General features: G+C 72.5%; 19 protein-coding genes. 13 read left to right on the top strand and 6 right to left on the bottom strand.

What is annotated here, in order from left to right; all coding sequences use genetic code 11:
- Positions 1-229: 229 nt before the first annotated feature.
- The 3 genes from ACFWGJ_RS10005 to ACFWGJ_RS09995 all read left to right on the top strand — a co-directional run bounded on the left by ACFWGJ_RS10005 (position 230) and on the right by ACFWGJ_RS09995 (position 2,410).
- Positions 230-1,168: a PAC2 family protein gene (locus ACFWGJ_RS10005; protein ID WP_189770096.1), complete on the top strand. Its 939-nt coding sequence runs from the start codon at positions 230-232 to the stop codon at positions 1,166-1,168.
- Between the two features lie 173 nt (positions 1,169-1,341).
- On the top strand, positions 1,342-1,980 hold the full coding sequence (coaE, locus tag ACFWGJ_RS10000; RefSeq protein ID WP_387322298.1) for a dephospho-CoA kinase: 639 nt from the start codon (positions 1,342-1,344) through the stop codon (positions 1,978-1,980).
- Between the two features lie 49 nt (positions 1,981-2,029).
- A complete protein-coding gene (locus ACFWGJ_RS09995; protein WP_107017579.1) occupies positions 2,030-2,410 on the top strand; it encodes a tetratricopeptide repeat protein in 381 nt (126 codons plus the stop codon).
- A gap of 115 nt (positions 2,411-2,525) precedes the next feature.
- Here the strand turns inward: ACFWGJ_RS09995 and ACFWGJ_RS09990 are convergent, their stop codons facing one another.
- A complete protein-coding gene (locus tag ACFWGJ_RS09990) occupies positions 2,526-2,789 on the bottom strand; it encodes a DUF6343 family protein (protein WP_387322297.1) in 264 nt (87 codons plus the stop codon).
- 86 nt (positions 2,790-2,875) lie between these two features.
- Here ACFWGJ_RS09990 and ACFWGJ_RS09985 point away from each other — a divergent pair, with 86 nt between their 5' ends.
- Positions 2,876-3,862 (top strand): acyltransferase domain-containing protein, encoded by a 987-nt coding sequence (locus ACFWGJ_RS09985; protein WP_387322296.1) that lies wholly within the window; start codon positions 2,876-2,878, stop codon positions 3,860-3,862.
- A gap of 126 nt (positions 3,863-3,988) precedes the next feature.
- Positions 3,989-4,684 (top strand): class I SAM-dependent methyltransferase, encoded by a 696-nt coding sequence (locus tag ACFWGJ_RS09980; protein WP_387322294.1) that lies wholly within the window; start codon positions 3,989-3,991, stop codon positions 4,682-4,684.
- 236 nt (positions 4,685-4,920) lie between these two features.
- On the opposite strand, the gene ACFWGJ_RS09975 is transcribed toward ACFWGJ_RS09980, so the two are convergent.
- The gene (locus ACFWGJ_RS09975) at positions 4,921-5,430 is read right to left on the bottom strand and encodes an RNA-binding S4 domain-containing protein (RefSeq protein ID WP_387322292.1); all 510 of its coding nucleotides are present in this window, start codon (positions 5,428-5,430) and stop codon (positions 4,921-4,923) included.
- Between the two features lie 87 nt (positions 5,431-5,517).
- Here ACFWGJ_RS09975 and ACFWGJ_RS09970 point away from each other — a divergent pair, with 87 nt between their 5' ends.
- Positions 5,518-6,252: a uracil-DNA glycosylase gene (locus ACFWGJ_RS09970; RefSeq protein ID WP_387322291.1), complete on the top strand. Its 735-nt coding sequence runs from the start codon at positions 5,518-5,520 to the stop codon at positions 6,250-6,252.
- 131 nt (positions 6,253-6,383) lie between these two features.
- On the opposite strand, the gene ACFWGJ_RS09965 is transcribed toward ACFWGJ_RS09970, so the two are convergent.
- Positions 6,384-6,791 (bottom strand): (2Fe-2S) ferredoxin domain-containing protein, encoded by a 408-nt coding sequence (locus ACFWGJ_RS09965; protein ID WP_366781739.1) that lies wholly within the window; start codon positions 6,789-6,791, stop codon positions 6,384-6,386.
- On the bottom strand, positions 6,788-7,537 hold the full coding sequence (locus ACFWGJ_RS09960; RefSeq protein WP_387322290.1) for a GntR family transcriptional regulator: 750 nt from the start codon (positions 7,535-7,537) through the stop codon (positions 6,788-6,790). Before ACFWGJ_RS09960 ends, ACFWGJ_RS09965 begins: the two co-directional genes overlap by 4 nt.
- 163 nt (positions 7,538-7,700) lie before the next feature.
- Here ACFWGJ_RS09960 and ACFWGJ_RS09955 point away from each other — a divergent pair, with 163 nt between their 5' ends.
- The 3 genes from ACFWGJ_RS09955 to ACFWGJ_RS09945 all read left to right on the top strand — a co-directional run bounded on the left by ACFWGJ_RS09955 (position 7,701) and on the right by ACFWGJ_RS09945 (position 11,140).
- On the top strand, positions 7,701-9,206 hold the full coding sequence (locus ACFWGJ_RS09955; protein WP_387322289.1) for an NCS1 family nucleobase:cation symporter-1: 1,506 nt from the start codon (positions 7,701-7,703) through the stop codon (positions 9,204-9,206).
- Positions 9,207-9,208: 2 nt separating this feature from the next.
- Entirely contained in the window at positions 9,209-9,925 is a 717-nt protein-coding gene (locus tag ACFWGJ_RS09950) for an aspartate/glutamate racemase family protein (protein ID WP_387322288.1), read from the top strand.
- Positions 9,926-10,189: 264 nt separating this feature from the next.
- Positions 10,190-11,140, top strand: a complete 951-nt coding sequence (locus ACFWGJ_RS09945; protein WP_387322286.1) for a glycoside hydrolase family 6 protein — start codon at positions 10,190-10,192, stop codon at positions 11,138-11,140.
- A 13-nt stretch (positions 11,141-11,153) separates the two neighbouring features.
- On the opposite strand, the gene ACFWGJ_RS09940 is transcribed toward ACFWGJ_RS09945, so the two are convergent.
- Positions 11,154-11,573, bottom strand: coding sequence for a RidA family protein (locus tag ACFWGJ_RS09940; RefSeq protein ID WP_387322285.1), 420 nt, complete (start codon positions 11,571-11,573; stop codon positions 11,154-11,156).
- A 178-nt stretch (positions 11,574-11,751) separates the two neighbouring features.
- Here ACFWGJ_RS09940 and ACFWGJ_RS09935 point away from each other — a divergent pair, with 178 nt between their 5' ends.
- The 4 genes from ACFWGJ_RS09935 to ACFWGJ_RS09920 all read left to right on the top strand — a co-directional run bounded on the left by ACFWGJ_RS09935 (position 11,752) and on the right by ACFWGJ_RS09920 (position 16,912).
- The gene (locus ACFWGJ_RS09935) at positions 11,752-12,930 is read left to right on the top strand and encodes a peptidoglycan recognition family protein (RefSeq protein ID WP_387322284.1); all 1,179 of its coding nucleotides are present in this window, start codon (positions 11,752-11,754) and stop codon (positions 12,928-12,930) included.
- 108 nt (positions 12,931-13,038) lie between these two features.
- The gene (locus ACFWGJ_RS09930) at positions 13,039-13,479 is read left to right on the top strand and encodes a hypothetical protein (RefSeq protein WP_387322283.1); all 441 of its coding nucleotides are present in this window, start codon (positions 13,039-13,041) and stop codon (positions 13,477-13,479) included.
- A 70-nt stretch (positions 13,480-13,549) separates the two neighbouring features.
- Positions 13,550-14,281, top strand: coding sequence for a hypothetical protein (locus tag ACFWGJ_RS09925; protein ID WP_189770126.1), 732 nt, complete (start codon positions 13,550-13,552; stop codon positions 14,279-14,281).
- A 666-nt stretch (positions 14,282-14,947) separates the two neighbouring features.
- Positions 14,948-16,912: an FUSC family protein gene (locus ACFWGJ_RS09920; RefSeq protein WP_387322282.1), complete on the top strand. Its 1,965-nt coding sequence runs from the start codon at positions 14,948-14,950 to the stop codon at positions 16,910-16,912.
- 117 nt (positions 16,913-17,029) lie between these two features.
- Here ACFWGJ_RS09920 and ACFWGJ_RS09915 read toward each other — a convergent pair whose 3' ends face one another.
- The gene (locus ACFWGJ_RS09915) at positions 17,030-17,986 is read right to left on the bottom strand and encodes an endonuclease/exonuclease/phosphatase family protein (RefSeq protein ID WP_387322281.1); all 957 of its coding nucleotides are present in this window, start codon (positions 17,984-17,986) and stop codon (positions 17,030-17,032) included.
- Positions 17,987-18,042 lie beyond the last annotated feature (56 nt).

Here is an 18,042-nt window from a genome sequence, read left to right as displayed (position 1 = left end):
CCCACTTGGGTGCGGGCCCGCGGTGCGTTCGCCTCCGGGCCCTCCCTCCGGGCCCTTCCCGCCCTCCGGACCCGTACGTGCGGCCGGCTCCGGCCGGTGCCACCGCCATGCGCGTGTGCCTGTCGTGGGCATGAGAAGGCGGTAAGAGGCGCAGCGAAGCGGTGTGAACCGGGAATGCCCATCTCCTGGCTCGTGTTGTCGATTAGGAACACGAGGAGGAGCGGTCACAGTGCTTGATCCGCAGGGTTTGTACGCATGGGAGCCGAAGGGCCTGGCCGTGGTCGACGTGGCGCTCGCCCAGGAGTCGGCCGGTCTTGTCATGCTCTACCACTTCGACGGATACATCGACGCGGGAGAGACCGGCGACCAGATCGTCGACCGGGTCCTCGACTCGCTGCCCCACCAGGTCGTCGCGCGGTTCGACCACGACCGGCTCGTGGACTACCGCGCCCGCCGCCCGCTGCTGACGTTCAAGCGCGACCGCTGGGCCGACTACGAGGAGCCCACGCTGGACGTGCGGCTCGTCCAGGACGCCACCGGCGCCCCCTTCCTGCTGCTCTCCGGGCCCGAACCGGACGTGGAGTGGGAGCGCTTCGCCGCGGCCGTCCAGCAGATCGTGGAGCGTCTCGGCGTCCGGCTGTCCGTGAACTTCCACGGCATCCCCATGGGCGTCCCGCACACCCGCCCCGTGGGCCTCACCCCGCACGGCAACCGCACGGACCTCGTCCCCGGCCACCGCAGTCCCTTCGACGAGGCCCAGGTCCCCGGCAGCGCCGAGTCCCTGGTCGAGTACCGCCTCATGGAGGCCGGACACGACGTCCTCGGAGTCGCCGCGCACGTGCCCCACTACATCGCCCGCTCCCCGTACCCGGACGCCGCGCTGACGGTCATGGAGTCGATCACGGCCGCGACCGGCCTGGTCCTGCCGGGTATCGCGCACGGGCTGCGCACCGAGGCGCACCGTACGCAGACGGAGATCGACCGGCAGATCCAGGAGGGCGACGAGGAACTCGTCGCGCTGGTCCAGGGACTTGAGCACCAGTACGACGCCGCCGCGGGCGCGGAGACGCGGGGCAACATGCTGGCCGAGCCGGTGGACATTCCGTCCGCGGACGAGATCGGGATGGAGTTCGAGAAGTTCCTGGCCGAGCGCGAAGGTGATGCGTAGCTCGCTCTTTGTGAGCGGCTACGCGGGTCGCTCCGCGAGGGGCGGGGGCGGGGGTTGTATTTTGGGCGCGGGCCGGTGGGGGTCGGGCGCGCCGTTCCCCGCGCCTCTGACGGGGCGCCTGGCGGACGCCCCTGAAGGGCGCCCCTGCGGGCCCCGGGCTTATGCTGCTGGGCATGTTGAAGGTGGGGCTGACCGGTGGGATCGGGGCCGGTAAGAGTGAGGTGTCGCGGCTGCTCGTGGAGCACGGGGCCGTGCTGATCGACGCCGACAGGATCGCCCGGGAGGTCGTCGCGCCGGGAACACCCGGGCTGGCGGCCGTGGTCGACGCCTTCGGAGAGGACGTGCTCGCCGCGGACGGCACCCTCGACCGGCCGAAGCTCGGCTCCATGGTCTTCGCGGACGCGGACCGGCTCGCCGTGCTGAACTCGATCGTGCACCCCTTGGTGGGCGCCCGCTCCCGCGAGCTCGAAGAGGCCGCCTCGGCGGACTCCGTGGTCGTGCACGACGTACCCCTGCTGACGGAGAACGGCCTCGCGAAACTGTACGACCTCGTGATCGTGGTCGACGCCGCCACGGAGACACAGCTCGACCGGCTCGTCCGGCTGCGCGGTATGACCGAGGCGGACGCCCGCGCGCGTATGGCGGCCCAGGCCACCCGGGAGAAGCGCCGGGAGATCGCCGACGTCGTCATCGACAACGACGTACCCCTGGAAGCGCTGCGGCGGCGCGTACGGGAGGTGTGGACCGACCTGGAGCGGCGGGCCCGGACGGCCGGGGAGCGCGACGGGGAGCAGCGGGCGTCCTCGGAATAGTGGGTGCCCGTCAGGCGTTGACTGTCCCCAGCGAGGGAAGGAATGTGCCGTGCCCGAGACCAGCGGATTCGCCGGACGTACTCCGGAGACGCATGTCATCGACTTCCGTGCCGCGGAGCAGCTGCTCGCCGCGCGGGATCCCAGGGGCGCGGTGAAGCTGCTCGACAACGTCATCGCCGCGTACCCGGAGAACACGGCCGCACGGCTGCTGCGCGCGCGGGCCTTCTTCGCCGCGGCGCAGCTGCGGCCCGCCGAGCTGGAGTTCACCATCGTGCTGGAGCGCGAGCCGGACAACGCCTTCGCGCACTTCGCGCTCGCCCGCACCTACGAGCGCTCCGGGCAGCCGGCGCAGGCCAAGCGCCACTTCCGGCTCGCGGCGGCGCTGGACCCGCAGCCGGAGTACCTGGCCGCGGCACGGTTCGACTCCTGAGCCAGGTCCACTCCCGGTCCTGAGCCAGGTCCACTCCTGGTCCTGAGCCGGATTCACTCCCGGTCCTGACCCGAGCCCCTGCCCGGTCCGGCGCGGATGGCGGTCCCGGCCAGTCCTAGTCCCGGTGGTCCGGTGGCGGGTACGGCGGGATGTCGGGCCCCGGCTGATAGTGCGGCCCCTGGTGGAGATGCCTGAGGATCATCGCCAGATCGACCGTGACGACCAGCCACAGCACACCGCATGCGACCGCCCAGCCCGTCCGCCCGGCGACAGCGAACGCGGCCGTGCCCGCGGTCGCCCAGACGAGCCCCCACACACTCAGCCACAGACGTGCTCGCAGCGCACTGCGCGCAGTTGTCGGTTCACTGCCCGTACGCATAGGGATCACTACTCCTACCGGAAAAACGTACTCTTCGTAGTGCACATTTCACCTGGGGCGGGCGAACGAGCGGACGGGGAGCGGCTGTGCTGGTGGAGGAGCTGCGGGCGGACGAGAAGCTCGCCGGATGGCTGAGAGACCTGGAGAGCGGGGGCGCACCGCGTACGGCGGTGGCCCTTCCTGAGGCGATCGAGCTGCCGGACGTACTGCTCGACCTGGCGGTACCGCACGAGTGCGTCAACGAACTGGTCGCACTGCGCGCCCGGCTGGCGGCGGACCCGGAGGCGCTGACGCTGCTCGGGCTGTGCGTCGACCGGTTCGTACGCGACATGGGGAGGATCGGCGGGGGATGGGAGCCGCCCGCGTTCCCGGAGTCCACCGGCGCGCTGGGCCGTACCTTCCAGGTGTTCGTCTTCATCGCCGCGCTGCCGTACGTGCGTGCCTACCACCGGCAGCGGGACATCCCGGCGGACGTCTCCCGGCGCACCCTCGCGGACCTGGGCCGGAACCTGGCCGTGCACCGGCGGCGGACCGGCACCACGGGACTGCTCGTGCCGTGGTGGATCGGGCTGCACTTCCACGGGGAGCTGTACCAGCTGGGGCGGCTGCAGTTCCAGCGCGCACGGCTCGGCGGACGCACCGGGCAGGCGGCGGCGGACGCGGGGCTCGCCACAGGACCCGGCGAGCCCTGTCTGAGTCTGCACATCGCAGACTTCCGCGGGCCGCTGTCACCGGAGGCCTGCGACCGGTCGCTGGACCTGGCGCGGGAGTTCTTCGCGCGCCACTACCCGGACGAGCACTACGCGGTGGCGGTCTGCCAATCCTGGCTCCTCGACCGGCAGTTGACGCGCTATCTGCCCGCCGACTCCAACATCGTGCGTTTCCAGGAGCGGTTCCGGATCGCCCACGAGGAGGCGAAGGCCGACGACAAGGCACCCGTGGCGTTCGTCTTCGGCGACCCCGAACTGCCCGTGGCGGACCTGCCGAGGCGGACCGGTGTGGAACGGGCGGTGGGGGACCATCTGCGGGCGGGCGGTCACTGGTACGGCGGCCACGGGTGGTTCGCGCTCTGAGCGTCCGCCGGCCGGCCGGACCACGGCTTCGGCGGGCGTCGGTTCCACGGCCCGATCACGTCTCACTCGAAGGGTGAGACGGGCGGGGAGGGGAACGGCAGTGCGGGCGCGGGCCGTTGGGCGGGTATGACGATCGAGATGCGTGAGGGGTACGAAGGGACGGGGCCCGGCGCCATCACGCCGGACGGCTGCGCGGTCGAGCTGTACGCGCGCCTGTCCGTCGGGGACGAGCCGGACATCATCGCCTCGGCCGTGCCGGCGGGGGCGCACATCCTCGAACTGGGGAGCGGGGTGGGGCGTATGACCCACCCGCTCCTGGAGCGGGGCTTCACGGTGACGGCCGTGGACGAGTCCGCCGAGATGCTGGAGCGGGTGCGAGGGGCGCGCACGATACGCAGCGCCATCGAGACGCTGGACCTGGGCGAGAGGTTCGACGTGGTGATGCTCGCGTCGTTCCTCGTGCACGCCGGGGACGCGGAGGTGCGGCGCGGAATGCTGGGGGTGTGCCGCAGCCATGTCGCGGACGGCGGCTGTGTGCTGATCCAGCGCGAGGGCGAGAACTACCACACCGACCTGCCGCGCGAGCGGCTCGATCCGAGCGGGTTCACGATCCGCATGCTGTCCGCGGAGCCGGTGGGGGACGGGGTCAACTCGGTGCGTGCGGAGTATGTGTTCCCGGACGCGGTGTGGACGCAGACGTTCCGCGCCCGGCCGCTCAGCAAGGAGCAGTTCGAGGCGGCGCTGGCAGAGGCGGGCCTGCGGGTCGACCGGTACCTCACGGAGGACCGGGTGTGGGTACGGGCAGTACCGCTGGAGGCGTGACCCGCATCGCACCCTTGAGGACAAAAGCGAGGCCGCATCCCGGCTTGCAGAGGCGCGGGGATGAAAGCCAGGGCGCAGCCCGGCTTTCAGGGGCGCGGGGAACTGCGCGCCCGACCCCCACGCACTCGCACCCGACCACGTCCCCCCCCCCGGGACCACGGGACACGTCCCTGTCCCAAGGGCTACTCGGGCCGCTCGGGCCGCTCGGGCTCCTTGGGCTGCCCGGGCCGCTCGGGCTATTCGGCCGAGCCAAGCCCCCGCAGGCGTTCCAGCTCGCGGCGGTCGCGCTTGGTGGGCCGGCCCGCGCCCCGGTCGCGGATGCCCGCCGGGGCGACGGCCGCGCGGGGCGGCGGCGGGGGACTGTTGTCGACGTAGCACTCGGCGGCGACCGGAGGCCCGACCCGCTTGCGGATCACGCGCTTCACGATGACGACCCGCTCCCGGTCCGCGTGCCGGAGGCGGACCTCGTCACCGACGCGGACGGCGTACGCGGGCTTGACCCGTTCGCCGTTCACCCGGACATGGCCGCCACGGCAGGCGGTGGCGCCCATGGAGCGGGTCTTCACGAGGCGGACGGACCAGATCCAGCTGTCCACGCGCACGGTCTCGCCGCTCGCGGGCGCGGCGGCCTTCGCGACGGCCACGGCGTCGGCCGTGCCGCCGGTTGTGGTGGCGGCACCGGCACCGGCACCGGCACCGGCACCCGCCCCGTTCCTCCGCGTCCCCGACTGAGTCCCTGAAGCCATGGTCCGACCTTAGCCCTCGGCGGGGGTGGGGCCGGAATCGTTTTCCGTCGCGTGGAGCCGGGTTCTCGCCGGGCATAGCGTGTCCGTATGAAGCAGGAGCGCAGCGTGGTGGAACTGGACCGGCGGATCGCCGGGTGCCGGGCCTGTCCGCGGCTGGTCGAGTGGCGGGAGGAGGTGGCCCGGACGAAGCGGGCCGCCTTCGCGGACTGGACGTACTGGGGCCGCCCGGTCCCGGGGTTCGGACCGCCGGACGCCTCGCTCCTCGTGATCGGGCTCGCACCCGCGGCGCACGGCGGGAACCGGACCGGCCGGATGTTCACGGGAGACAGGTCCGGGGACGTGCTGTACGCGGCGCTGCACGACGTGGGCCTCGCCTCGCGGCCCACGGCCGAGAGCGCCGACGACGGACTGACCCTGTACGGGGTCCGCGTCACGTCTCCCGTGCACTGCGCGCCGCCCGCCAACAAGCCGACGCCCGAGGAACGCGACACCTGCCGCCCCTGGCTCGTGAACGAACTGCGGCTGCTCGCCCCCACCCTCCGCGCGGTCGTCGTGCTCGGCGGTTTCGGCTGGCAGGCGGCGCTGCCCGCGTTCACCGAGGCGGGGTGGCAGGTGCCCCGGCCCCGCCCGGCCTTCGCCCACGGAGCGCGGGTCGTCCTGGAGGGCGAGGGCCCGCAGGCCCACCCCCTCCAGCTCTTCGGCTGCTACCACGTGAGCCAGCGCAACACCTTCACCGGCCGGCTGACCCCGGAGATGCTCAGGGACGTGCTGCGTACGGCAGCCGGGGCGGCAGGCCTGCCGACGGCCCCGTACCCGAGCTAGGGCCCCGCCCGAGGGGCGCGGGGAACTGCGCGCCCAGCCACGGCCGGCCCGCAGCCGCGCACCACCCCGGCCCCGCCTCACACTCCCTGGCGCCGCCCCACACTCCCCACTCCCCGCCCCCGGGCGCGCGGCTACCGACGCGCCCGGTCCCGTTCGCCCGCCGACTGGACGAACTGCAGTTCCAGGGTGGCCGGGGGAGCGGTGATGCCGGGGCCGCCGGATTCCGCCCAGCGGAGTATCTCGTCGGTGCAGTCGTCGCCCATCGACCAGCCGATCCAGACGGCCTTGCCGCCCCGCCTGCGGCCCTCGCCCGACGGCTGTACGACGATGATGTTGGCCTGGTCGCAGGGGCCGAGGCAGTCCGCCGTACGGACCGCGAGGCGGCCACCGGAGGCGTCGGCGGCGGCGCGCAGGCGGTCCAGTTGCCAGTCGTGGTCGTAGCCGGGGTACTTGCGCGCGTCGCCGCAGCAGCAGCCGCGGCAGACGACGAGCGTGCAGGGCCGGGTCCTCGCGGCACCGATCGCCGTACGGGCAGTCACACTTCTCCTTCGAGGCTGCCGGATCTGGATCCTTCGAGATCCGTACCGGTGGGGACGGGGGACGGGACGGGGGAGTCCGTGTCGGATGGGACGGGGATGTCCGTGTCGCCGAAGAGGTGCCGCACCGTCGAGCGGTAGTTGGCCCGGACGTGTGCCAGGGCGTGGGCGCGGGCCCGTTCGCGGTCTCCGGAGGCGATGGCCGCGTACAGCTCCCGGTGTTCGGCCAGGAGCTGCGGCCACTCCTCGTTCTGGCGGGTGAGCCAGCGCAGGCGGCCGTCGACCGGTTCCATCACGGAGATCAGCAGGCTGTTTCCGGCCATCGCCAGGATCCGGTCGTGGAAACGGGTGTTGATGTCGGTGATCGTCTCCGCGTCGTCGGCGGCGGTCGCGTCCGCCGCGCGGTCGAGGAGTTCGTCGAGCCCGGCCAGGTCGGCCCGGGTGGCGCGCTGGGCGGCCAGTCCGGTGGCGTACACCTCCAGGGCCTCGCGGAGTTCGAAGAGTTCCGCGACGTCCGTGCGGGTCAGCCGGCGTACGACCGCGCGGCGCGGTGTCTCGAAGAGGACGAAGCCCTCGGTGACCAGCGCCCGGATCGCCTCGCGGACCGGCACCCGGGAGACCCCGAACCGCTCGGCCAGCTCGCGCTCGACCAACCGGTCGCCGGGCAGCAGCCGCCCGGCGATGATCTCCTGCCGCAGCGAGCCGAGCACCCGCTCGCGCACCGCCCCCAGCGGTTCCACCGTCGTCATGCGTCCATCCTCGCCGACCCCGGGACTGTTTTACCTAGCTGTTACCGCGCGGACATGGCCAGATGTCGTCGGGAGCGGGACCATGACCACAGTTTGGTATACCAAAGCGCGCTGCAGTCGCCCCAGTCCTCCCGTCGTCCCCGACCACGCTCATGGAGGCCCTGTGTCACTCGCCGATCCCGCCGCAGCCACCGGCGCACCAGCTTTCGTCCCCGATCCCCGGCTCACCAACGAGGACCTCGCCCCCGCGGGCAAGCGCAACTGGAAGGTCTTCGACCTCTTCGCCATGTGGATGTCCGACGTCCACAACCTCGGCAACTACACGTTCGCCGCCGGACTGCTGGTCCTCGGCATGAACGTCTGGCAGATCTTCACGTCCCTGCTCGTCGGCTTCGTGCTCATCTACATCGGCATGAACTGGATGGGGAAGATCGGACAGCGCCACGGCGTGCCCTTCCCGGTCATCAGCCGCATCAGCTTCGGTGTCTGGGGCGCCAACATACCGGCGCTGATCAGGGCCGTCATCGCCATCATGTGGTACGGCATCCAGACCTATCTGGCCTCCGTCGCCGTCAACATCATGCTGCTCGCGGCCTGGCCGGGGCTGGAATCCTGGACCCACAGCTCCTTCCTCGGGCTCGACGCGCTCGGCTGGCTGTCCTTCGTCTCGCTGTGGCTGGTCCAGGCGCTGATCATCAGCCAGGGCATGGAATCCGTACGGAAGTTCCAGGACTTCTGCGGTCCCGCCATCTGGCTCGTGATGATCGCCCTGGCCATCTGGATCCTCGCGAAGGCCGGCTGGACCATCTCGCTCACCTCGACCCCGAACCCGGTCTCCGTGGGTGAGCAGTGGCGGCAGTGGTTCGGCGCGATCGGTCTGATCCTCGCCACGTACGGCACGCTGATGCTCAACTTCTGCGACTTCTCACGCTTCGCGCCCAGCTACCGGACCGTCAAGCGCGGCAACTTCTGGGGGCTGCCGATCAACTCGACGGCCTTCGTGATCGTGTCGGTGATCGTCACGGCCGGTTCCATCGAGGTGTTCGGCAAGGCGATCACCGACCCCGCCCACCTCGTCGCCGAGATCGGCAACAAGTGGGTGCTCATCCTGGGGGCCCTGACCTTCGCCATCGCCACCATGGGCGTCAACATCGTCGCCAACTTCGTCTCGCCCGCGTACGACCTCGCCAACGTCTGGCCGCAGAAGATCACCTTCAAGGTCGGCGGCATGATCAGCACGGTCGCCGCGCTGGTGGTGACCCCGTGGAACCTCTTCTCCAACCCCACGGTCGTCAACTACTTCCTCGGCGGCCTCGGCGCCTTCCTGGGCCCGCTGTTCGGCGTGATCATGCTCGACTACTTCTGGGTCAAGCACGGCCGTATCGACGTGAACGAGCTGTTCAACGCCGAGCCCGGCTCGCGCTACTACTACCGCAGGGGCGTCAACCCCAAGGCCCTGTGGGCGTTCCTGCCCGCGGCGGCGGTCTCGGCGGTCCTCGCGCTGGTGAAGACCTTCAGCGACGTGGCCCCGTACTCCTGGTTCATCGGTACGGCACTGGCCGCCGGGCTGTACGCGCTGCTGTGCCGCTCCGAGCGAGCCGCCGCCGTCGGGACGGCTCCCGCTCCCGCTCCGGCTCCCGCTCCGGCTTCCGCTCCTCAGGAGGGCTGAGCGTGCGGATCGTCGTCACCAACTGCAATACGACGCAGTCGATGACCGAGGAGATCGTGCGAGGTGCCCGGGCCGCAGCAGGCCCGGGCACCACCGTGCTCGGACTCACCCCCGCCTGGGGCCCCGAGTCCGCGGAGGGCTGGCTCGACAGCTATCTGTCGGCCGCCGCCGTCCTCGACACCCTGCGTACGTACGAGGGCCCGTACGACGCCGTCGTCATGGCCGGTTTCGGGGAGCACGGACGCGAGGGCGTACGGGAGCTCGTGGACGTACCCGTCGTCGACATCACCGAGGCCGCCGCCCATCTCGCGTGCCTGCTCGGACGGCGGTACGGAGTCGTCACCACGCTGGAGCGCTCGGCCGGGCAGATCGAGGACAGCCTGTACACGGCGGGGGTCGCCCAGCACTGCGCCGTCGTCGTCGGTACGGGGCTCGGCGTGCTCGACCTCGGCGACCCGGAGCGTACGGAGGCGGCGTTCGTCGCCGCGGCCGAACGGGCCCGGGACGCCGGTGCCGAGGTCCTGGTCCTCGGCTGCGCCGGGATGACCGGCCTGCAGCGGGCCGTGGCGGAGAAGCTGGGACTGCCCGTCGTCGACGGGGTGGGCGCCGCGGTGAAACTCGCCGAGTCGCTCGTGTCCCTGGGACTCAAGACGAGCCGCGCGGGCGGTTGGGCGAAGCCGCTGCCCAAGCGGCGGATCTGGTCGCCGCCGCCGCAGTGACGGCGAATGCGGGCGCCGCCGTCGCAGTGACGGTGCAGACGGGCGCCGCCGTCGGAGTGATTCCGGCTGTGGTGGAGGCGGCGGGCGCGGTGGCGGATCGCGGGGGACCGCAGACTCCGGGGGAGAGCCGCCGGCACCCGGCCGGCCGTTCGCGGACGAGCCGCCGCCGGTAGCGCGGCGGCCGGAACGGAGTCGGTCGTGCCCCCAGTCGTCGATGCCCGTGGCCGCCTCCGTCCTCCTCTTCGGAGCGGGGGCCGCATCCGGATGTTCGCGGTCGGGCTGGTCGCGTTGGGAGTGGCCGCGTCGGCCGGTCTGCGGGGCGGTGCGGGTCCGGGCGCCGGCGCCGAGGCCGCCCTCTGGGTGAACCCCGAGTCCAGCGCCGCCCGGCAGGCGGCCGAATGGCGTCGTACGGGACGGACCGCGGACGCCCTGCTGATGGAACGTATCTCCACCCGTCCCCAGGCCGAATGGCTGGTCGGCGCGGAGCCCCGGGCCGTCGTGGAGGCCCGTACCACCGCCGCCGCACGGGAAGGGCGCACGGCGGTACTCGTCGCCTACTACATCCCGTACCGCGACTGCGGCTCCTACTCGGGCGGCGGAGCCCCGAGCGCGACGGCATACCGGGCGTGGGTCGACGAGTTCGCGGCGGGACTCGGGGACCGGGGCGCGTACGTGATCGTCGAACCGGACGCGGTGGCGCACGGCGTGGACGGCTGCGGCCGGGTCGTACCGCGGGAGCGGTACACGCTGCTGGCGTACGCCGTCGACCGGTTCAAGCGGCAGGCGAACACCCGCGTCTATCTCGACGCCGGCAACCCCGCCTGGCACCCGGACACGTCGAGGCTGATCGCGCCGCTGCAGCAGTCGGGCATCGCCCGCGCCGACGGCTTCGCACTGAACGTCTCCAACTTCCAGACCAACGAGGACAGTTCGGCGTACGGCGACAAACTGTCCGCGGCCCTCGGCGACAAGCACTTCGTGATCGACAGCAGTCGCAACGGCAACGGGCCCCGGACCGGCACCGATTCCTGGTGCAATCCACCGGGCCGGGCCCTGGGCGTGGCACCCACCGCCGTCACGGGCGCGCCGCTGATCGACGCCTATCTGTGGGTCAAACGGCCCGGCGAGTCGGACGGCACCTGCCGGGGCGGCCCGGCGGCCGGCCAGTGGTGGCCGTCGTACGCGCTGGAACTCGCGCGCAACGCCCGGGGGTGAGCGACGGACGGCTCTAGGCGAGTTCGCCGTCGGAGTCCGGGATCACGGCTGTCGCGGTGATCTCCACGAGCTGGCCCGGATAGCCGAGGCAGGCGACGCCGAGGAGGGTGGAGGAGTGCGGGCCGGCACTGAGCCGGGAGGCCTCCACGACCTTCCAGACCTCGGAGAGCACGGCGGGGTCGGCACTCACCACGTACACGTCGGTGTACGCGACATGCTCGAATTCGCTGCCGACCGCCCGGAGCTGCTCACCCAGGTTCGCGATCACCTGCTCGGCCTGCCGTACGGGATCGCCCGGGCCGACGAGTTCGCCGTCCGCGTCGAGGGGCACGGACCCGGCGAGCAGCGCGAGGCGCGTGCCCGCCTCGACCACGGAGGCGTGGGAGTAGGTGGGTGGCGTGAAGAGACCGGGAACGGTGACGCGCTTCAGCACGGTGGTCGCCTTTCGTGAAGGGCGGGGCGGGGTGGGACGGCGGACAGATGGGCCGATGATGCGGTCCCGGCGCACGGCACCGCATCCGAATATCCGCCCGGCCAAAGACCTATGATCCTTTGCGTCTTTGCACCTACGAACGTGGCAGGAACGACCAGCAAGACCAAAGGAACCCCCCATGACTGTTCCCCCCGCCCCCGCTCCGGTTCCCCCCACCCCCACTTCGGTTCCCTCCACCCCTCCCGCCTCCCGCCGCGCCGGGTCACGCGTCACGCGGCGCGGACTGATCGGCGCCGCGGGCGCGGTCGCGGCAGGCGCCGCGTTCACTCCCGCCGCGACGGCCGACACCCCCTCGGAGCCGGCCGCCGCTGACCCCGCCGCCCCGGAGCCCGGCACGAGATCCGAGACGTTCCCCATGACCCGCGCCGAGACGGCCGGCGGCGAGGCACCCGTCGAGGCCGCCTTCCCCATCGGCTACGTGGGGGTGCGCTGGACCGGCACCCGCGAGGCGACCGGCGGCGGCATCAGGCTGACCGGCGCCGACGGTGCCCGGGGAGACTGGCAGCCGCTGAGCGGCCACGGCTGCTCGGACGGCGACGGCGGCGCCCTGCTCATCCCCGTGGACCGGGCCTCGGGCTACGAGCTCAGGGCGCCCGACGGGGCGAAGGATCTGCGGTCGACGGCCATCGACACCACCCGTGGCCCGGCGCGCGAGGTCGCCGTGCCCCGGGACCGCACCCGGCTGCGCGGCGTCGCCTACCTCTCGCGCGCGGCCTGGGGAGCGGACGAGAAGCTCCGCTTCAAGCCGGACGGCACGGAGAACTCACCGCAGACGTACTACAGGTTCCAGACCCTCACGGTGCACCACACCGCCACGGCCAACGGCGACGCGAACCCGGCCGCCACGGTGCGCGCCATGTACCACCAGCACGCGGTCACCAACGACTGGGGCGACATCGGCTACCACTTCCTCGTCGACGAGAAGGGGGAGATCTACGAAGGCCGCTACTCGGGCGAGGGCGGTACCCCCGCCCATGACGCGAACGGCAAACTCGTGACCGCCTTCCACACCGGCGGCTACAACGCGGGCAACCTCGGCATCGCGCTGATCGGCAACCTGGTGAAGCAGGGCCCGACGGCCGCAGCCCGCGCCGCCCTCACCGACCTGGTCCGGTCCCTGGTCCGTTTCCACGGGGTCGACCCGCAGGCCAGGGTCACGTACACCAACCCGATCAGCGGGGCGAAGAAGGAGGTCGACGAGATCAGCGGGCACCGCGACTGGCTGGCGACCGAGTGCCCGGGCGCGGTGATGTACGGGGAGCTGGCCGCCCTGCGGAAGGCGGTGGCGGCCGGCTGAGTCCGGGGAGCGCGCGCCCCCGGCGGGCGCGCCCTCCCCCGGTGCGGGGTTGCCGCCCGTGCCGATCCCACTACCGTGGGTTCCCGGACACGCGACGAAGGGGGCCCGATGGAAGCGGAGTTGGCGGCGCTGGCGGCGGCGGGGGCGACGGCTCTCGTGCAGCAGATGGTGACCGACGGGTGGGGGAGCGTACGGGACCGGGTCGTCGCCGTCTTCTCACGAGGGCAGGACGAGGAGGTCGTCCAGGGGGAGTTGGAGGAATCGCGCGCGGACCTGGTCGCGGCGCGGGACGCCGACGACGAGGACGCGGCGGCAGACGTCCAGGCGTCCTGGCGTGTCAGACTCCGGCGGGCCCTTCGCGACGATCCACAGGCGGCGGCGGAACTGCGCGCACTCCTGGACGAGTTGAGTCCGCGGTCCACGACGCCCACGACCCCCACGACACTCACCGTCCACAACACCGTCAGCGGCGGGACGTCCGGTGTGGTGGTGCAGGGAGGCACGTTCAGCGGCGGGCAGACGTTCGGGGAGTCCTCGCCCCGGACCTGACGCGGCTCGTCGCGCGGCTCGTCGAATAACCCTTCGATCAGCCCCCGTCGGCGCTGCTACCGTCATCGACGTGGCGAAACTCAATCAGATCATCGCAGTGGAGAAGGGCGTCAAGTCCAAGTCGCACCAGGACCTGACGGCCGCGCATCACGGGCTGCAGAAGCCTGCCCTGCTGGCCGGAATCTCGCGTACGTACCAGCCCAAGGACGAGGAGGGCGAGCAGCTGCCGCCCGAGTCGACCCGGGTGCAGGTGCAGGCCGAGAACGTGTTGCGGGACACCGCGGCCACGCTGACCCGGCTGTTCGACGTGACCGCCACCAAGGACTGGGCCAACTGCACGGCCCGCGCGGACGTGAAGGTCGACGGACGGGTGCTCGTCGCCGACGTTCCCGTGTCGTACCTGCTCTTCCTGGAGAAGCAGCTCACCGACCTCAACACCTTCGTACGGAAGCTGCCCGTGCTCGACGCCTCCGAGTCGTGGGTCCAGGACCCGTCGACCGACGCGTGGAAGACCGAGCCGGTGCGCACGCTCCGTACGAAGAAGGTTCCGCGCAACCACGTCAAGGCCGAGGCCACCGACAAGCACCCCGCCCAGGTCGAGGTCTACTACGAGGACATCCCCGTCGGGTACTGGACGACCGTGAAGTTCTCCGGCGCCCTGCCCGCGCGGCGCGTCAACGAACTGCTCGACCGGGTCGAGAAACTGCAGCAGGCCGTCAAGTTCGCCCGGGAAGAGGCGAACGGCGCGGAGGTCACCGACGAGCGGGTCGGGGACGCCGTGTTCGGCTACCTGTTCGGGTAGCCTCATCATCTCCCCGGCCATCGCCTCCGAAGGCCGACGGCCGGGGTGCGCGAGGAGCGCAAGCTGAACCTGAAGCTTGTCGTGACCGCGCGGTTCCAGTGGAGGTTCGAGTCCTCCCCGCGGCATTTTTCGCGCCGCGGTAGCCCAATCGGCAGAGGCAGACCGCGCTCAATCTCAGACTATTGCTCCAGTCTCAGCATTCGCCGCCGATCGCCGGATCGACCGGACCCAGGCTCCGGGCGTCGAAATGCCGGTTCAAGTCCGGCCCGCACAGCTCGATGTGCGGTGGTCCAAAGGCAGGACGCGGCGACATGAAACTGACCTGGGTCCTCAAGCGTGCCGGCGTGCCGCATGGGTGGCATCACAGGGCTCGGGGGCCGGCTACGCCCCCGGGCCCGCTCCCTTTACCGGCCGGGCGCTCGCCATCGGCCTCGCCCTAGCCATCGGCCTCGCCCTCGCCCTCGCCCTCGCGCCAGAGATTGCGTTCATAAAGAACCCGCATCCCGCCGAAATCGTCACACCGTGGAAACGCTCATGTCCGGTTTCGCCGCCGGACGCGATCTACCGTGAAGAAGCGAGCAAGAACCCCACCGACACCGCCCGGCCGACGTCGCCCGAAGGCATGCCACCCGCAACCGCCCTCGTCCCGACAGGAGCCCCGTGCCCGTGCCGCGACCGTTGCTCAACGTCCTCCCCGTCGCCCTTCCGCCCTGGCTCACGCACGCGCTGCGCGCGCAGCGGGGGCCCGTGCCGTGGAACGCCGTGCTGCGCGGGGTGCTGGCCGCCGGGCCCCTGCTCGTCGTGGCCGTGGTCGTGGGGCGCGAACCCCTCGGTGTGATGGCCGCCCTCGGAGCCATGTTCGCCGGGATCAACGACCGGCCGGGAAGCCGGCGCACCGCCGTGCCCCGGATCGGCGTGCCCGGGCTGGCCGGCGCCGCGGGCATCGCCGTCGGCACGTACGCCGGGGAAGGCCTCGGCGCCGTCCCGCTGACCCTGACGCTCACCGTGCTCGGGCTGCTCGCCGGGGCCGTCAGCGCGGTGGGGCCGGTGGCGTCCGGGGCCGGGACCCAACTGCTCGTCGCCGCGGCCATCGGCGCCGGGATGCCGTTGCCCGAACCCGGCTGGCAGCGGGCCCTGTTCTTCCTCGCGGGCACCGGCTGGCTGATCGCGCTGCGGCTCGCGCTGCCCACGCCCGGAGCCCTGGCCAACGACTTCCGCTTCGACGGGGAACGGGCCGCAGTGGGCGGCGTGTACGACGCGATCGCCGACCTGCTCGCCGCCGTGGGCGGGCAGCGGGCCGGTGGCCGGCGCGCCGCCCTGACCGCCGCGCTCGACCACGCACAGGACGCGCTCGCGGGGCCGCGGCTGCGGCGGTACGCCAGTTCCGCGGCCGAGCGGCGGCTGCGCGGGCAGTACGCCGCCGCGCTCCCGCTCGCCGAGGCCGCGACCGCGCTGGCCTGGGCCGGAGAGGCGCTGCCCGCCCGCACGGCTCAGGGACCGCGGCGGCTCGCCGTCGCCGTCCGCACCGGGGAACCCTGCGGTCCGCTGCCCGCACCCGCCCGGACCGTCCCCGGACTGCGGGCGCTCGACGACGCCCTGCTGCACGCCGCCGAGACCTTCGACCGCGGCGGCCCGCGTCCCCGGAGGACGAGCGGCAGCCATCCCCTCGGGCTCGGCGCCGAGCGCACCGCCCACAAGGGCCTGCATCTGCGACCCCTGCGGGCCAGAGCGCTCCTGCGCGCCGTCACCGGCACCGGAGGGCGGGAGTACGGCCTGCGCGTGGCCCTGTGCTACGGCGCCGCCGTCGCCGTCGCGCAGGCACTGCACCACGTCCACTGGTACTGGCTTCCCGCGACCGCCGTGTTCCTCGTGAAGCCGGATCTCGGTCCGCTCGTCTCGCGCGTACTGAACCGGGCGGCCGGTACCGTCCTGGGCGCCCTCGTCTTCGCGGGGTTCGCGGCCGTGCTGCCCCGGCCCGAGGGCCTGGTGGCGCTCGTGGCGGTCAGCGGGGCCCTCATTCCCGTCGCCACCCGGCACTTCGCCGCGCAGACGGCCGTCGTCACCGTCCTCGTGCTCGCCCTCGTCATGGTCGGCGGCGAGCCGGAGGCCTCCTGGAGCCGGATCGGCGAGACGCTGCTGGCCTGCGCGATCGTGCTCGTCGTCGGACATCTCCCGGCGCCGGGACAGCGCGGCGGGAACGTACGGGCCCGGCTGACGGCCGCCACCGACGCGGCGCACGCCTATCTCACGCACGTCCTGAGCGGCGCCGGAGTTGTCACCGCCGTAGGCGCCGACGACGACGGCGTCGACGGCGCCGCCGACGACCGGGCCACCCGCTGGGCGTTGCGCCGCGAGGCCTACCGGACGCTGGCGGAGGCCCGCGCGGCGATCGACCGTTCCGCCGCTGAACTGCCCACCCTGGCGCGGCACACGGCGGGCACCGACGAGGTCGCGGCCACGCTCGAACGTCTCGTGGACACCACCACCGCCTGTGCCGTGCATCTCGACGACACGGGGCGGCTCACCGCGCGGCACACCGAGCGTCTTGCCGCGCTCCTCGACGAGCTGGTGGATCGGCGGGAGGGTGCGGGGCTCTTGGCGGGCTCCCCTGCGGGGTTGCGCAGTGCCTGAGTCTGGCCCTGGCGCCCGCCCCGCCTCTGGCCCGGGGGACATGTCTGCGGGTGCGTCGTGGCTGGGCGCGCAGTTCCCCGCGCCCCTTCGGGGCGCTGCCCGATCGCGGCGGGCCGCTCAGGGTGCTGTCCGCGCCCACACCGGTGCGTGGTCCGAGCCCGTCGCGTCCCTGCGGTCGGCCGGATTCTCGTCCACCGACGGCAGCGGGGTCTCCTGGACGGGTGCCCCCGTGCCCGCGCCGGTCACCCGGTCGAGGAGGCGGTGGCTGACCAGGATGTGGTCGATCAGTTCGGGGCGCCCGGAGTGGATGCGGGAGAAGCGCTGTTTCTCCGGGATGAGGGGAGCGATGTTCCACAGCCGTGCCGCGTCACCCCGGTCGGGCCGGTCGAAGCCGGGAGTGCCGATCTCGGAGCCGGGCGGACCGTTCAGGATCTGTGTCGTCGCGGCGGTGACCTCGTCGTTGAGGTCGCCGAGCACGGCCACGTCCCGCTCCTTGCCCCTGCCGTCGAGGAGGCGGTCGGCGACCGCACGCAGCGTCGTGGCCTCGGCGGCCCGCCGGTACAGGGCGTACGCGCCGTAGCGGGCCCGTTCGCCCTCGTCGCGCGGCTGGAACCGGCCGCCCGGGTACGTCAGCAGCTTCGACTTCAGATGGCAGACCGCCGCCGACAGGGTCACGCCGGTGCCCGGAAGCACCGCCTCCACCGCCAGGAAGCCGCGGCCCGTCCGGGGCACCGGCTCGCCGTCGTCGTCGCCCTGGACGGGCCGCAGCGGCGCGGGGAACTCATGGGTGTCGACGACCGTCCGCGCCGCCGGCCGGCTGAGGAAACCGACCCGGATGCCCCGGCTGTCCGGATGCGCCGACAGCACGATGTGCCAGTCGCCGTCCAGCATCCCGGCCAGGTCCTCCAGCGCGGCCGGGTCGCCGACCTCCTGCACACCGAGCAGCGTGGGATCGAGTTCCCTGATGACCCCGGCCAGCGTGGTGAGCTTCGCCTTGTACGCGGCCTCGGTACGCGGGCCGAACGCCCCGCCGGGCCGGTACAGGTTCTCCAGGTTCCAGGTGCCGAGGAGCATGCCGGGCTCCTTCCCGGGCGAGCCTTCCCAGGGGCGCCGCCCGTCGGATGGGTGAG

The organism is Streptomyces sp. NPDC060205 (assembly GCF_042728395.1).
GTDB lineage: Bacteria > Actinomycetota > Actinomycetes > Streptomycetales > Streptomycetaceae > Streptomyces.
This window is presented reverse-complemented; position numbering and strand designations above follow the sequence as displayed.